This window comes from Paraburkholderia sejongensis (assembly GCF_020880815.1).
GTDB lineage: Bacteria > Pseudomonadota > Gammaproteobacteria > Burkholderiales > Burkholderiaceae > Paraburkholderia > Paraburkholderia sejongensis.
Genome location: NZ_JAJITD010000010.1, coordinates 1 through 15,174, shown reverse-complemented (window position 1 = coordinate 15,174; position 15,174 = coordinate 1). Strand labels below are relative to the sequence as shown.

General features: G+C 64.9%; 10 protein-coding genes. 6 read left to right on the top strand and 4 right to left on the bottom strand.

All coding sequences use genetic code 11. The annotated features are described in order from the left end of the window. Positions 1-136: 136 nt before the first annotated feature. Complete coding sequence (locus LJ656_RS20005; protein WP_230511115.1) at positions 137-1,183, bottom strand: sugar ABC transporter substrate-binding protein; 1,047 nt, start codon at positions 1,181-1,183, stop codon at positions 137-139. Between the two features lie 265 nt (positions 1,184-1,448). Here LJ656_RS20005 and LJ656_RS20000 point away from each other — a divergent pair, with 265 nt between their 5' ends. From LJ656_RS20000 to LJ656_RS19985, 4 genes are all read left to right on the top strand, one after another. Further along, positions 1,449-2,333 (top strand): MurR/RpiR family transcriptional regulator, encoded by an 885-nt coding sequence (locus LJ656_RS20000; RefSeq protein WP_230511114.1) that lies wholly within the window; start codon positions 1,449-1,451, stop codon positions 2,331-2,333. Next, positions 2,326-3,342 carry an inositol 2-dehydrogenase gene (gene iolG, locus LJ656_RS19995; RefSeq protein WP_230511113.1) on the top strand — a complete coding sequence of 339 codons (1,017 nt, stop codon included), beginning with the start codon at positions 2,326-2,328 and terminating at the stop codon, positions 3,340-3,342. The genes LJ656_RS20000 and iolG overlap by 8 nt, the downstream gene beginning before the upstream one ends. Beyond that, positions 3,342-4,373 carry a Gfo/Idh/MocA family oxidoreductase gene (locus tag LJ656_RS19990; protein ID WP_230511112.1) on the top strand — a complete coding sequence of 344 codons (1,032 nt, stop codon included), beginning with the start codon at positions 3,342-3,344 and terminating at the stop codon, positions 4,371-4,373. The genes iolG and LJ656_RS19990 overlap by 1 nt, the downstream gene beginning before the upstream one ends. Before the next feature lie 112 nt (positions 4,374-4,485). Then, positions 4,486-4,713, top strand: coding sequence for a sulfurtransferase TusA family protein (locus LJ656_RS19985; RefSeq protein ID WP_230511355.1), 228 nt, complete (start codon positions 4,486-4,488; stop codon positions 4,711-4,713). A gap of 221 nt (positions 4,714-4,934) precedes the next feature. On the opposite strand, the gene galU is transcribed toward LJ656_RS19985, so the two are convergent. Then, entirely contained in the window at positions 4,935-5,816 is an 882-nt protein-coding gene (gene galU, locus LJ656_RS19980) for a UTP--glucose-1-phosphate uridylyltransferase GalU (RefSeq protein WP_230511111.1), read from the bottom strand. Positions 5,817-5,880: 64 nt separating this feature from the next. Further along, positions 5,881-8,760 carry a valine--tRNA ligase gene (locus LJ656_RS19975; protein WP_230511110.1) on the bottom strand — a complete coding sequence of 960 codons (2,880 nt, stop codon included), beginning with the start codon at positions 8,758-8,760 and terminating at the stop codon, positions 5,881-5,883. Between the two features lie 793 nt (positions 8,761-9,553). On the opposite strand from LJ656_RS19975, the gene LJ656_RS19970 reads away from it, so the two are divergent. Together LJ656_RS19970 and LJ656_RS19965 are read left to right on the top strand one after the other, a co-directional pair. Continuing rightward, on the top strand, positions 9,554-11,917 hold the full coding sequence (locus LJ656_RS19970; RefSeq protein WP_230511109.1) for a UvrD-helicase domain-containing protein: 2,364 nt from the start codon (positions 9,554-9,556) through the stop codon (positions 11,915-11,917). Further along, a complete protein-coding gene (locus tag LJ656_RS19965) occupies positions 11,914-12,708 on the top strand; it encodes a 5'-methylthioadenosine/adenosylhomocysteine nucleosidase (RefSeq protein ID WP_230511108.1) in 795 nt (264 codons plus the stop codon). The genes LJ656_RS19970 and LJ656_RS19965 overlap by 4 nt, the downstream gene beginning before the upstream one ends. Before the next feature lie 119 nt (positions 12,709-12,827). On the opposite strand, the gene LJ656_RS19960 is transcribed toward LJ656_RS19965, so the two are convergent. Next, the gene (locus LJ656_RS19960; RefSeq protein ID WP_230511107.1) at positions 12,828-14,732 is read right to left on the bottom strand and encodes a propionate--CoA ligase; all 1,905 of its coding nucleotides are present in this window, start codon (positions 14,730-14,732) and stop codon (positions 12,828-12,830) included. Positions 14,733-15,174: the final 442 nt, after the last annotated feature.

The following is a 15,174-nucleotide window of genomic DNA, read 5'->3' as shown; positions in this document are numbered from 1 at the left end:
TCGCCCCCGGCGCGCGGGGACATGGCACTGCGGCGGCCGACCCAGTGACGCGCGCAGCGGACGGGCGGGCGAGCGGGCCGCCGCATGCCGCGAATTCATGCGAAGCGCCGCGCCGACGCGGCGCGGCGTTGCACGCCTAGCGATACTGACCCGCGTACTTCAGCACCTTGTCGACGTTCTCTTTGGTGATGAAGCCCGGACCCGAGCCGATATTTCGGGGTCCATAGGACGGCGTGAGGCCGTAGGTCGCGAGCCGCTCCTTGAACTTCGGATTGGCTTGCAGGATTTCGCGGATCTTCACCGGATCGGTGGTGTTGTTCTTCTTCGCGATCGCCAGCACGGCGACCGGGATATAGCCCTGCAAATACGGTTGCTGGTCGATCGCGAACTGGATCGTGCCGTCCTGGATCGCCTTCGCGATGTCGGTATCGAAGTCGAAAGTCGCGAACCAGATCTTGCCGGCCAGACCCATCTGTTGCAGTGCCTTCAAGGTCGGATCGGCCGACAGCGGCCCGAGCGTGAGCACCGCCTGGGTGTCCGGATGATTGCGCAGGAACGCGCTGACTTTCGACTGCACGCCGGTCGGGTCCTGGCCCGCGTCGAGCGTCGAGGTCTTGAAGTTCACGCCGATCGCTTCGGCGAAACCGCGACAGCGCTCGAACGACGCCGGGTTGGTCGCATAGTGGTTCACGCACAGGAACGATTTGATCCCGGCCGCCTTGGCCTTTTCGCCGGCGGCCCTGCCGGCCGCGTATTCGGGCTGGCCGACGTGCATGATCGCGCCGAGCTTCGCGCTCTGCTCCTCGGTGCCCGAATTGATCGTGACGAGCGGAATATGCTTCGCGGTCACCTTCGAGATCGAACTCTTCAGGACATCGAAGTCCGCGATCGACACGACCACGCCGTCGTAGTTGCGCGCGGCCGCCTGTTCGACGAGGCGCGCCATGTCGGCGATGTCGCCGTTCGGCGGATTGCGGTAATCGGTCTCGACGTTGAAATCTTCGTTGGCCTGTTTGATGGCGTTCTTGATCGTGTTCCACCACGAATCCGAATCCGGCGCGTGGCTGATCAGCACGAAGTGCGCATCGGCCGCGCGCGCGGCGCCGGCCGCGCTCAATCCCGTCGCCAACGTCAACGCCGTCACCAGAATTCTGAGCGTTGCCTTGCCTGTGCAAAGTCTCATTGTCTCCACCTTTCTCGGTCTGTCGTTCGTTATTGAGGGAGCGCGGGACCGGCGCGTTTTCGCGCGGCGCGAAGCCGCCGCTATACCCTCGCTCTCGACCAAGATTAGGTCAACTTGCGAAGCCTTGCAAAGAATATTTCACGTCGAATAAAAATGGAAAATACGTTCCATTGCGCCGCGTTGCCTGCCTATAATCGGCAGCGTCGGCACACCTGCGAACCGTGGTCCCGGTATGCCGCATTGCACGAGCACCTGAGAGGCAGTCATGGCGGAAGAAAGCACAGAAGCAACGTTGCCGGGCGTCGACGAATTGATGCGGCGCATCGCGGAAAACTACGAGTTGTTGCCGCGTCAGCTCAAAAGCGTCGCAACCTATATCGAGCAGCATCGGTCGAGCGTGATGATGGACCGCACCAGCGATATCGCCGCCAGTTGCGGCGTGCATCCGTCGGCGGTCGTGCGCTTTGCGCAGCGCTTCGGCTTTTCCGGCTTCTCCGATTTGCAGGCGGTGTTTCGTCAGGCCTATACCGGCCACGGGGTGTCGTCGCCGAGCTATCAGCAGCGCATTCGCAAGCTGATCGACGAGAAGCCCGGCACCTTGTCCGGCGGGGCGGTCGCGCGCGAATTCATCGCGGCGTCGCGCGGCGGGCTCGAAGAACTCGAAGCGGGGCTCGACGACCGCCAGTTCGACGCCGCCGTGAAGATGCTGCAACAGGCCGACAACATCTACGTGATCGGCGTGCGGCGTTCGTTTCCGGTCGCGAGCTATATCGTCTACGCATTGCAGCACACGCACAAGCGCGTGCATCTGGTGTCCGGCTTCGGCGGCATGTATCGCGAGCAGATCCGCAGCGTCCGCAAGGGCGACGTGGTGATCGCGATCAGCTTCGCGCCGTACGGCAAGGAAACCCTGCACTGTCTGCGCGTCGCGCATCATCATCAGGCGAAGACGCTGGTTATTACGGATAGCCAACTATCGCCGCTCGCGCGCTACGCGAGCACGCAGCTTTACGTGAAAGAGGGCAGCGCGTTCGCGTTCCGCTCGCTGACCAGCACGATCTGCCTGTGCCAGGCGCTCTTCATCGCGCTCGCGTACAAGCTCGAACTGAACGTTGAGGAATCCAACGACCCTGGAGGCTACGATGACTGACGCGGTACAGACGATCGACGTCGCGGTATTCGGCGCGGGCCGGATCGGCAAGATCCATGCGGCCAATCTCGCGCGACAGCCGGGCGTGCGGCTCAAATACGTGGTCGACGTGAACCGCGCGGCCGCCGAGGCGCTGGCCGCGCAGCACGGCGCGCAGGTCGCGGACGTCGACGGCGCGCTCGGCGATGCGTCGATCGGCGCGAGCGTGATCTGTTCGAGCACCGATACGCACGCGGATCTGATCGTGAAGTCGGCCGCGCAACGCAAGCACGTGTTCTGCGAGAAGCCGGTCGATCTGACGCTGGAGCGCGCGCGCTCGTGCGCGGACGCGGTCGCGCGCGCGGGCGTCGTTTGCATGATCGGTTTTCAGCGGCGCTTCGATCCGACCTTCGCGGCGCTGAAGGCGCGCCTCGACGCGGGCGAGATCGGCACGCCGGAAATGCTGGTCGTCACGAGCCGCGATCCGGGGGCGCCGCCGGTCGAGTACATCCGGCATTCGGGTGGCATCTTCAAGGACATGCTGATCCACGACTTCGATATCTTCCGCTGGATTCTCGACGACGAAGCCGACACGCTGCACGCGACCGGCAGTTGTCTGAGCGACCCGGCGATCGCCGAGGCCGGCGACATCGACTCGACCGCGGTGACGATCCGTACCAGGCGCGGCCGGCTGTGCCAGATCAACACCGCGCGGCGTGCGGCTTACGGGTACGACCAGCGTTTCGAAGTGATCGGCAGCAGCGGGATGCTGCAAGCGGGCAACCTGCGGCCGACCGAGGTGACCGCGTATTCGAAGACCGAGGTATCGACCGATGTACCCGAAGCGTTTTTTCTCGAACGCTATCGCGCCGCGTACGCGCTCGAGATCGCGCATTTCTTCGACGCGGTCACGCACGGCAAGCCAGTGCGCACGACCGTCGCCGACGGCCTGAAGGCGCTTGAACTGGCGCAAGCCGCGACCCGCTCGTGGCGCGAGGGGCGCGCGATCCAGCTCGGCGAGGCGTCGTGATGAAGCCCGCCGCTAACAGTTTGCGGATCGGCGTGGTGGGGCTGGGACGGCTCGGCAAACGGCATGCGGACAATCTCGCGTACCGGGTGCCGGGCGCGACGCTGGTTGCCGCGTGCAGTCCGCTCGCCGACGAACTCGCATGGGCGCGCGAGACGCTGCCCGAACCCGCTTTGTACGACGATTACGCGGATCTGCTCGCCGACTCGCGGGTCGACGCGGTGTGGCTCGTCACGCCGTCGTCGGTGCACGCGCAGCAGATCGTCGCGGCGCTGCGCGCCGGCAAGCATGTGTTCTGCGAGAAGCCGCTGTCGCTCGATGTCGCCGAATGCGAGCGCGTGCTGGCCGAAGCGGCGCGCCATCCGCATCTGCACGCGACGATCGGTTTCATGCGCCGCTTCGATCCGAGCTACAAGGACGCGTTCGAGCGGATCGCCGCCGGCCAGATCGGCCGGCCGTTCCTCGTGCGCTCGCAGACCACCGATAAAAACGACACCGACGGCTTCTTCGTGCGCTTCGCGGCGAGTTCGGGCGGGATTTTTCTCGACTGCACCGTGCACGACATCGACGTCGCTCGCTGGCTGCTCGGCAAGCCGCGCGCGACGCGCGTGTTCGCGGCCGGAGCGGTCGCGTTGCACGACGGGCTGCGAGAATTCGGCGACGTCGATAACGGTGTCGCGATCTGCGAATTCGACGGCGGCCGGCTCGCAATGTTCTACGCGTCGCGCACCCAGGCGCACGGCAACGATACGCATAGCGAAGTGATCGGCACAGCCGGCGCGCTGACGATCGGCCGCAATCCGCGCGCGAATCGCGTCGAGATTTACGACGCGAGCGGGATTCGCAACGAATGCACGCCGAGTTTCTACGAGCGTTTCGAGGACGCGTTTCTGCACGAGGCGCGCGCCTTTGTGGCCGCCGTGCGCGGTGGGGTAGAGCAGAGCGGCGCGAGTCTGGCCGACGCGTTGGAGGCGACCCGCATCGGCGTGGCACTGCGCGAGTCGCTGCTGAGCGGGCAGGCGGTCACGCTGTAACGCTGTAACGCCGTGGCACCGAGCGGCGGCAAACGCCCGCCTGCTGTAGAATTTGACGCTTCTATGCGGCGTCGTTGGCGACGCCCCGTCCCGAAGGTCATCGTCGATGCAAATTCAGATTCACAAGGAAGTCGATGCGCGCGGGCTCATGTGCCCGCTGCCCATCCTGCGCGCCAAGAAGGCGCTCGCCGATATGGAAAGCGGCCAGATTCTCAAGGTCCTTGCCACCGACCCCGGTTCGCAGCGCGATTTCGCCGCGTTCGCGAAGCAGACCGGCAACGAGATCGTCGAAAGCTCCGCGCACGAGAAGGTCTTTACGTTCCTGATGCGGCGCCGTTAAACGCGCGCGTCAACCTTTCGGCGGTTCCGGTCGCTTTTGCGGCACGCGCAGCGCGAGCGGCAGTCGTCGCGCTCGATAACCGGAAAAAATTGCACGACAATGTAAAAAAGAAGGCGCTGGGCCCAGATACGGGGCCCAGCGCCTTCTTCGTTTCAGCGGTCAACGGCTACCAGCCGTGCCCTGCCATGCGGCGGCGGCTCGCAGGCCGCCTTGCCGGACCATCAGCCTTCGAGAACCGGCGAACGGGTGCGCAGATACTCTTCGAAATCGGCCGCCACTTCCGGGTGACGCAGCGCGAACTCGACCGTTGCCTTCAGATAGCCGAGCTTGCTGCCGCAGTCGAAACGCGTGCCGTGGTACTTGTACGCGAGCACCTGTTCGTCGGCGAGCAGCGACTGGATCGCGTCGGTTAGCTGCAACTCGCCGCCGGCGCCCGGCTTGATCGAGCGCAGGTGGTCGAAGATGCGCGGTTTGAGCACGTAGCGGCCGACCACGCCGAGGTTCGACGGCGCCACGCTCGGCTCCGGCTTCTCGACGATGCCCGACATCTTGATGATCGAGTCTTCCCATTCCTTGCCGTCGACGATCCCGTACGACTTGGTTTCTTCCGGCGGGATTTCTTCGACGCCGATCACCGAGCTGTGATAGTGATCGAACACCTCGATCATCTGCGTCATCACCGGCGGCTTGCCGTACAGCAGGTCGTCCGCGAGGATCACCGCGAACGGGTTGTCGCCGACCAGTTTTTCCGCGCACAGCACCGCGTGGCCGAGGCCGAGCGCTTCGGCCTGGCGCACGTAGAAGCAGTCGACGTGGCTCGGCTTGATGCTGCGCACCAGCTCGAGCAGCTTGGCTTTGCCGCGTGCCTCGAGTTCGGCTTCGATTTCATAGGACTTGTCGAAATGGTCTTCGATCGCCCGCTTGCTGCGGCCGGTGACGAAGATCATTTCGGTGATGCCGGCCGCCATTGCTTCTTCGACCGCGTACTGGATCAGCGGCTTGTCGACGATCGGCAGCATCTCTTTCGGGCTCGCCTTCGTGGCCGGGAGGAACCGGGTGCCAAGACCGGCTACCGGAAATACCGCCTTCGTAACTTTAAGCATGTGAATACCCTGAGTCCTCTGGTTTAAGTCCTTGCCTCGCCTGTGAGGAAGGCGAGGGGATCGTTCAGGCCGGCAAGCGGGCCAATTGAGCTTTCAGCTTGCCGACAGTGGCTTCGAAATCGGCGAGCCGCTTCTGTTCCTGTTCCACGACCGCCGGCGGCGCCTTTGCGACGAAGCTTTCGTTCTTCAGCTTGCCGTTGCATTTGGCGATTTCGCCGGTCAGGCGCGCGATTTCCTTCGACAGCCGCTCGCGTTCGACCGCGACGTCGATTTCGACCTTCAGGACGAGCTTGTCGCTTCCTACGATAGCAATCGGCGCGCCATCGGCCTGCGCGTCGAGCGCGGCTTCGTCGGCGATGATCTGCACTTCGGACAAACGCGCGAGCGCCTGCGCGTACGGCGCGAACGTGCGCAGCCGCTCCGCGTTGCCGGTGGCCAGCAACGGCACCTTGACCGCCGGCGACAGGTTCATCTCGCCGCGCAGATTCCGGCACGCATCGATCACCGCCTTGAGGTCGGCCGCCCACTGCTCGGCATCATCGTCGAGCTTCGACTGGTCCGCGATGGGGTACGGCTGCACCATGATGGACGCTTCGCCGTCGGCCATGCCTTGCGGGTAGCGGCCGGCGAGCGGCGCCACTTTCTGCCACAGCGCTTCGGTGATGAACGGGATCACCGGATGCGCGAGGCGCAGCACCGTCTCGAGGACGCGCAGCAGCGTGCGGCGCGTCGCGCGTTGCTGGTTCGGCTGACCCGTCTGGATCTGAACCTTCGCGAGTTCGAGATACCAGTCACAGTATTCGTCCCACACGAACTTGTACAGGGCGTTGGCCACATTGTCGAAGCGATAGTCGGCGAAGCCCTTCGCGACTTCCATTTCGACGCGCTGCAGTTGCGACACGATCCAGCGGTCGGCCGGCGAGAAATGCAGATGGCCGTCCGGCCCGCATTCGCCGCAACCCGACGGCTGGTCGAAGCCGCAGTCGTGGCCTTCGCAGTTCATCAACACGAAGCGGGTCGCGTTCCACAGCTTGTTGCAGAAGTTGCGATAGCCCTCGCAGCGCGCGAGGTCAAAGTTCACGTTGCGGCCGAGCGTGGCCATCGACGCCATCGTGAAGCGCAGCGCGTCGGTGCCGAACGCCGGGATGCCGTCGGGGAATTCCTTACGGGTTTTCTTCTCGATCGACGCGGCCTGCTTCGGATTCATCAGGCCGGTGGTGCGCTTGGCGACCAGCGTGTCGAGGTCGATGCCGTCGACGATGTCGATCGGGTCGAGCGTATTGCCCTTGCTCTTCGACATCTTCTGGCCTTCGGCGTCGCGCACGAGGCCGTGCACGTAGACCGTCTCGAACGGCACCTTGCCGGTGAAGTGGGTGGTCATCATGACCATCCGCGCGACCCAGAAGAAGATGATGTCGAAGCCGGTGACCAGCACCGACGACGGCATGAAGTGCTTCAGTTCCGGCGTTTCGTTCGGCCAGCCGAGCGACGAGAACGGCACCAGCGCCGACGAGAACCACGTGTCGAGCACGTCTTCGTCGCGTTTCAATTCGCCGGTATAGCCGGCTGCTGCGGCCTTCGCGCGCGCGCCTTCCTCGGTCTTCGCGACGAATACTTCGCCGTTTTCGCCGTACCACGCGGGAATCTGATGGCCCCACCACAGCTGGCGCGAGATACACCAGTCCTGGATGTTTTCGAGCCACTGGTAGTAGGTGCTGGTCCAGTTTTCCGGCACGAACTTGATCTGGCCGTTGCGCACTACATCCAGCGCGGTTTCGGCGATCGACTTGCCGGGGTTATAGGTGCCTTCCGGCGCCGGCTTGCTCATCGCGACGAACCACTGGTCGGTCAGCATCGGCTCGATCACGACGCCGGTGCGGTCGCCGCGCGGCACCATCAGCTTGTGCGGCTTGACCGATTCGAGCGCGCCGAGCGCTTCGAGATCGGCGACCACCTGCTTGCGGGCTTCGAAACGGTCGAGGCCGCGGTACTTTTCAGGCGCGTTGTCGTTGATCTTCGCGTCGAGCGTTAGGATTTCGATTTGCGGCAGCTTGTGGCGCAGGCCGACCTGGTAGTCGTTGAAGTCGTGCGCGGGGGTGACCTTGACGACGCCGGTGCCGAACTCGCGGTCGACGTAGTCGTCAGCGATGATCGGCACTTCACGGTTCGACAGCGGCAGCGTGACGGTCTTGCCGATCAGGTGCGCGTAGCGTTCGTCTTCCGGGTGGACCATCACGGCGGTGTCGCCGAGCATGGTTTCCGGACGGGTGGTGGCAACGGTCAGATGGCCCGAGCCGTCGGTGAGCGGGTACTGGATGTGCCACAGGTGGCCGTTTTCTTCCTCGCTGACCACTTCGAGGTCGGACACCGCCGTGAGCAGCACCGGGTCCCAGTTGACGAGGCGTTTGCCGCGATAGATCAGGCCCTGTTCATACAGACGGACGAACACGTCGCGCACGGCGGCCGACATCTTGTCGTCCATCGTGAAGTATTCGCGCGACCAGTCGATCGACGCGCCGAGGCGGCGCACCTGATTGGTGATGGTCGAACCGGACTGTTGCTTCCACTCCCACACGCGTTCGACGAATTTCTCGCGGCCGAGGTCGTGGCGCGACACCTTGTGCGCGTCCAGTTGCCGTTCGACGACGATTTGCGTGGCGATCCCCGCGTGATCGGTGCCCGGCACCCACAGGGTGTTTTCGCCGAGCATCCGGTGATAGCGGGTGAGGCCGTCCATGATGGTCTGGTTGAACGCGTGGCCCATGTGCAGCGTGCCGGTGACGTTCGGCGGCGGCAGCTGGATCGAGAAGTCTTTGCGGTTGGTGTCGAAGGAGGGGGCCGCGTACGCGCGTTTTTCCCATTCCGGGCCCCAGTGGGCTTCGATGGTGTGGGGTTCGAAGCTTTTCTCAAGCGTCGACGGGGTGGAGCTCTGGGTGTCGCTCATGTTTCTGGATTTAAGGGAGGCATTGGATTCGGAGAATGGTTGATTATAGCTAACAGGGGGTTTGGGCCGTTCGGCGGGTTTTGTTTTGCCCTTGGTGCAGGGCGGGGCTTTTTGTCCGTGTTCGTATGGTGTTGGCCTTTCCTTGCTTTCTTATCGGTCTATTAGCTCTGCCCCTGTGCGGGGCGGCACCTACTTTCTTTGCGGCTGCAAAGAAAGTAGGCAAAGAAAGCAGCTTCACACCGCTAATTCTTAAGCGGGAACCGTAGCCCCTTACCGGTAGTGGTGCATCTGGAATCTGTGTTCCCGCACACTCCGCGCTCGTGACAAAGCCGTCATCAGCTCCCACTCCGCACTGCGTGCGTCGCGGACGGGTCTGCCAGGGAAACCAAGGGGCGCGGGAAATGGCGGGCGGTTTTTGAGCGGGGCTTCGGCGCGCGTAGCGCCGCCGGAAGAATGATGGCTTTGTCACTATCGCCGAATGTGCGGGGACACAGATTCCAGATGCACCACTACCGGTGGCCCGCTACGGTTCCCGCTTAAGAGCTAACGGTGTGAAGCTGCTTTCTTTGCCTACTTTCTTTGCAGCCGCAAAGAAAGTAGGTGCCGCCCCGCACAGGGGCAACGCCAATAGACCGACAAGAAAGCAAGGAAAGGCCAACGCCATAAGAGCACAGCCAAAAAAAGCGCCGCCCTGCACCAAGGGCAAACCCAAAACCCTTGTCCAGACAAACGAAAAAAGCCGGGCCCCCGTCGGGGCATATAATGCCCTTTGCCTTGCCGTCCCCACGAGAAAATGCCCGACCTCCTCGCCAATCTGAACCCCGAACAACACGCCGCCGTCACGCTCCCCAATGAGCCCGCGCTGATTCTCGCCGGCGCCGGCAGCGGCAAAACCCGCGTCCTGATCACCCGCATCGCGTGGCTCATCCAGCATGGTCTGGCATCGCCCGCGACCGTGCTCGCCGTGACCTTCACCAACAAGGCCGCCCGCGAAATGATGGCGCGTCTGTCGGCGCTGCTGCCCATTAATACCCGCGGCATGTGGATCGGCACCTTCCACGGCCTGTGTAACCGCATGCTGCGCGCGCATCACCGCGACGCCGGCTTGCCCGCGACCTTCCAGATCCTCGATACCGCCGATCAGCTGTCGGCGATCAAGCGCCTGATGAAGGGCCTTAACATCGACGACGAAAAGTACCCGGCGAAAAATCTCCAGTACTTCATCAACAACGCGAAAGAACAGGGCCTGCGCCCGAAAGACGTCGACGCCACCGACAACTTCAATCGCAAGTTCGTCGAACTGTACGAGGCGTACGACCAGCAATGCCAGCGCGAAGGCGTGGTCGATTTCCCCGAACTGCTGCTGCGCTGCTACGAGCTGCTCGCCCACAATCCGCCGCTGCGCGCGCACTACCAGGCGCGCTTCCGGCACATCCTCGTCGACGAGTTCCAGGACACCAACAAGCTGCAGTACGCGTGGCTCAAGCTGCTCGCCGGCCAGCACAACGCGATCTTCGCGGTCGGCGACGACGACCAGTCGATCTACGCGTTCCGCGGCGCGAACGTCGGCAACATGCGCGACTTCGAGCACGAGTTCAACGTGCGTCATCTGATCAAGCTCGAGCAGAACTACCGCTCGCACGGCCACATTCTCGACGCGGCCAACCAGCTGATCGCCAACAACTCGCGACGGCTCGGCAAGAATCTGCGCACCGACGCCGGCCACGGCGAACCGGTGCGCGTGTATGAGTCGGCGACCGATTCGCAGGAAGCCGGCTGGATCGTCGAGGAAATTCGCGCGCTGATCAACACCGGCCTGTCGCGCAGCGAAATCGCGGTCCTCTACCGCAGCAACGCGCAGTCGCGCACGATCGAGCACACGCTCGTCAATGCGGGGATCGCGTATCGCGTGTACGGCGGTCTGCGCTTTTTCGAACGCCAGGAAGTCAAGCACGCGCTCGCGTATCTGCGCCTGATCGATAACCCGAACGACGACACCGCGTTCGCCCGCGTCGTCAATTTCCCGACCCGCGGAATCGGCGCGCGCTCGCTCGAACAGCTGGCCGACGCCGCGCGTCTGTACAACTGCTCGATGGCCGCGGCGATTCCGTACGTCGCCGGCAAGGCGGGCTCGAGCCTCGCCGCGTTCGCGAACCTGGTCGGCAAGATGCGCGCGGAAACGCAGCAGATGAGCCTGCCGGAAACCGTCGAGTACGTGGTCCGCACGAGCGGTCTGGCCGAGTTCTATCAGAACGAGCGCGAAGGCCAGGAACGGCTCGAGAACTTGCAGGAACTCGTCAACGCGGCCGCCGCGTTCGTCAGCGAAGAGGGCTACGGGCTCGATACGCCGGCGCGCTCGATTCCACTGCGCCCGGGCGCGAGCGCCGCGCCCGAACTCGCGGTCGCGACCGACGATCCGAACACGGTCGTGCTCGACGCGCCGGACGTCGCCGATCCGGCCCAGAACCCCGACACGATGACGCCGCTCGCGGGCTTCCTGTCGCACGCATCGCTCGAAGCGGGCGACAACCAGGCGCAGGCCGGTCAGGAAGCGGTGCAACTGATGACCGTGCACGCGGCCAAGGGCCTCGAATTCACCGCGGTGTTCATCACCGGTCTGGAAGAGGGGCTGTTCCCGCACGAGAACAGCGCGATGGAGGCGGACGGGCTCGAAGAGGAGCGGCGTCTGATGTACGTCGCGATCACGCGCGCGAAGGAGCGGCTCTATCTGTCGTTCGCGCAAAGCCGGATGCTGCACGGGCAGACCCGTTACAACATCCGCTCGCGTTTCTTCGACGAACTGCCGCAAGAAACGCTCAAGTGGCTCACGCCTAAGGTCGAGGCGGGCGCGCGTTGGGGCGGCCGGTCGGATAACGCCGGTTACGGGCGCGACTGGTTCCAGCGTCCCGGATATGGCGGCGCTGCGTCGACGGCGGCATCGGTCGCGTCCGCGCCGGCGCCGGCTTTCGCGAACGAGCAGCGCGCGGCCGAAACCGGCTTCCGGGTCGGCCAGCAGGTGTTCCACACGAAGTTCGGCGAAGGCACGATCACCGCGCTCGAAGGCGGCGGCACCGACTCGAAAGCGCAGGTTCGCTTCAAACGCCACGGCGAGAAGTGGCTCGCGCTGGCCGTCGCCAAATTGCAGGCGGTCGAATGAGCACGCTGATCAGCGAGGCCGCCGCGACCGGCCGGCCGCTCGGCATTCTGGCCGCGTTGCCGCAGGAACTCGGCGATCTGATCGAAGCGATGCGCGCCGAGTCCGGCGTGCGCACCGTCACGCATGGCCGGCGCGATTATCACGTCGGCACCGTGCACGGCACGCCGTGCGTGGTCACGCTCGCGCGGGTCGGCAAGGTCGCGGCGGCCGTGACCGCGAGCGCGCTGATCCATGCGTTCGATGTCGAGGCGATCGTGTTTACCGGGGTCGCCGGTGGCGTGGGCAGCGATGTGCGGGTCGGCGATATCGTCGTCGCGAGCACGCTGCTGCAACACGATATCGATGCGTCGCCGCTGTTTCCGCGCTTCGAAGTGCCGCTGCTTGGCGTGTCGCGTTTCGGCGTCGATGCGGCGCTGGCCGACCGGCTGGCCGCCGCCTGCGAGCGTTTCGTCGCGGACGAGGGTGCGGCCTGCGCGGCGCGCTTCGGCACCCACGAGCCGCGCGTGCATCGCGGCCTGATCGTCAGCGGCGACCAGTTCGTCGCGAGCGCGGCGGCGCTCGGGGCGTTGCGCTTCGCGTTGCCCGATGCGCTCGCGGTCGAAATGGAAGGCGCGGCGCTCGCGCAGGTCTGTCACGAGTACGGCGTGCCGTGCGCGGTCGTGCGCACGATCTCCGATACCGCCGACGATCACGCGCCCGCATCGTTCATGTCGTTCCTGACCGAGATCGCCGGCACCTATTCGAACGCAATCCTCGCGCGTTTTCTCGCCGTGCCGGGCAGCGGGGGCTGAGTTTGCGGCGGGTGTTCGCCGATTCCCCGCCACCTTTCGTTGCGTTTCGGCGCGGTTCTGCGCTGAGCTTTCGCCGCACGTTCGCTCAATGAGCGCCGCTTTCCCGCTCGTTTTCCCCGTCAGTTCTTCCCGCCGTCGCCGAGCGCGTCGCGCACCTGCTGTAGCGCGGCGGGGTCTTCGATGGTCGGCAGATCGCCCGGATCGCGGCCTTCCGCGAGCGCCGCGATCGCGCGGCGCAGCAGCTTGCCCGAGCGCGTCTTCGGCAGCATCGACACCACCACCACCCGCGCGGGCCGCGCAATCGCGCCGAGCTGGCGATCGACCGTCATCACCAGTTCGGCTTCGAGCCGCGCGCGCTCGCTCGGATCGGCGCCGGGTTGCGCGCCGCGCAGTACCACGAAGGCCATCGCCGCCTGCCCCTTGACCGGATCGTTGACGCCGACCACCGCGACTTCCGCGACGGCCGCGTGGCTCGACAGCGCTTCCTCGATCTCGCGCGTGCCCAGGCGATGGCCGGCGACGTTGATTACGTCGTCGGTGCGCCCGAGGATCGTCACGTAACCGTCCTTGTCCTGCACGCCCCAGTCGAACGTCGAGTAGACCTGCTGGTTCGGCACGCTCGACCAGTAGGTGCTGACGAAGCGCTTGTCGTCGCCCCACACCGTCGACATGCAGCCCGGCGGCAACGGATAGTCGAGCGTCAGCACGCCTTTTTCTCCGGCCTTGCACGGCTCGCCGGTCAGCTCGTTGCGGATCGTCAACTTGTAGCCGACCGACGGCACGCCCGGCGAGCCGAGCTTGTTCGGCAGCTCTTCGATGCCGCGCGGGATCGCCAGCATCGGCCAGCCGGTTTCGGTCTGCCAGTAGTTGTCGATCACCGGCTTGTCGAGCGCGCCGGCGATCCACGCGGCGGTCGGCTCGTCGAGCGGCTCGCCGGCGAGGAACAGCGCGCGCAGGCTCGACAGATCGGCGGCCGCGAGCAGCGCCGGGTCCTGCTTTTTCAGAACGCGCAGCGCGGTCGGCGCGGTGAACATGATGTTGATCTTGTGCTGCTCGACGAGCCGCCACCAGATGCCGCCGTCCGGGCGGATCGGCGTGCCTTCGTACATCACGGTGGTGAGCCCCGCGATCAGCGGCGCATAGACGATGTAGCTATGACCGACCACCCAGCCGACGTCGGACGCGGTAAACATCGTGTCGCCCGGCTGGCCCTGAAAGATGTATTCCATCGATGCCGCGAGCGCGACCGCGTAGCCGCCGACATCGCGCTGCACGCCCTTCGGCTTGCCGGTCGTGCCGGACGTGTACAGCACGTACGACGGCTCGTTCGATTCGAGCCATTCGCATGGCACGTGCACGTTGAAGAACTGTTCGCGCAGCGGTTCGTAGGCGACGAGGTAGGGCGCGTTCAGCCGCTCGGGCGCGAGCTGTCGATCGATCAGCAGCACGTGCGGGGTCCGGTGCATGGTGCGCGCCATCGCTTCGTCTACGAGCGGCGTGTAGTCGATCACCTTGCCGGCGCGCGCGCCGGCGTCGGCGGTGACGATCAGCACCGGCTTCGCGTCGTCGATGCGGGCCGCGAGGTTCGGCGCCGCGAAGCCGCCGAACACGACCGAGTGAATCGCGCCGAGCCGCGCGCACGCGAGCATCGCGAACAGGGCCTCGGGGATCATCGGCAGATAGATCAGCACGACGTCGCCGCGCTTGACGCCGAGCGAGCGCATCACCGCGGCCATCCGGTTGATTTCCGCGTACAGCTCCGCGTACGTGTAGCGGCGCTCGATGCCGGTTTCGGTCGACACGTAGACGAGCGCGTTCTGCTGTGCGCGCTCGGCGAGGTGGCGGTCGACCGCGTTGTGGCAGAGATTGGTGCGGCCCCCGACGAACCAGCGCGCGAACGGCGGCTTCGAGCGGTCGAGCACGGTGCCGAACGGCGTGTGCCAGTGGATCCGCCGCGCCTCTTCGCGCCAGAAGTCTTCGGGGTGGTCGATCGAACGGCGGTGGAAATCGCGGTAGCGGGTCATCGGCGGCGATCCTCTTGCGGCGTGAAGGGATGGGGTGGCGGTGGGGCTGCCGTGCAAATTTTGCGCCTGCGCGGCGCGGATGTGCGCATCAGCTTAGAGGGGTGCGCCGGTGGGGGCAACGGGGGTTGTCCATGAAGACGAGGCGCGGACGCGCTGATGGATTGTTGTGATTGTGCGCCGGAAATTCGTTACCGCGGGGGGCTTTGTTTGAGGGGGCTGGTTTGGGGCCCTTTGTGCAGGGCGGGGCTTTTTTGTCTGTGTTCTTTACTGTGTTGGCCTTTCCTTGTGTTCTTGTCGGTCTATTAGCGTTGCCCCTGTGCGGAACCTGTCCGCATTTTTGTGTGCGAGGCGGTTAGCGGAGTTACCCGCGTGCATTGGTGAAGCGCTCGCCAAACAGAATGGCAAACTGGTTCATGGCGGATGACCAGTCAAATGCGGCGCG

Coding starts and splice junctions, on each gene's coding strand:
- iolG (WP_230511113.1), top strand. CDS start 2,326: ATGACTGACGCGGTACAGACGATCGACGTCGCGGTATTCGGCGCGGGC.
- LJ656_RS19960 (WP_230511107.1), bottom strand. CDS start 14,732: ATGACCCGCTACCGCGATTTCCACCGCCGTTCGATCGACCACCCCGAA.
- LJ656_RS19975 (WP_230511110.1), bottom strand. CDS start 8,760: ATGAGCGACACCCAGAGCTCCACCCCGTCGACGCTTGAGAAAAGCTTC.
- LJ656_RS19970 (WP_230511109.1), top strand. CDS start 9,554: ATGCCCGACCTCCTCGCCAATCTGAACCCCGAACAACACGCCGCCGTC.
- LJ656_RS20000 (WP_230511114.1), top strand. CDS start 1,449: ATGGCGGAAGAAAGCACAGAAGCAACGTTGCCGGGCGTCGACGAATTG.
- LJ656_RS19965 (WP_230511108.1), top strand. CDS start 11,914: ATGAGCACGCTGATCAGCGAGGCCGCCGCGACCGGCCGGCCGCTCGGC.
- galU (WP_230511111.1), bottom strand. CDS start 5,816: ATGCTTAAAGTTACGAAGGCGGTATTTCCGGTAGCCGGTCTTGGCACC.
- LJ656_RS19990 (WP_230511112.1), top strand. CDS start 3,342: ATGAAGCCCGCCGCTAACAGTTTGCGGATCGGCGTGGTGGGGCTGGGA.
- LJ656_RS20005 (WP_230511115.1), bottom strand. CDS start 1,183: ATGAGACTTTGCACAGGCAAGGCAACGCTCAGAATTCTGGTGACGGCG.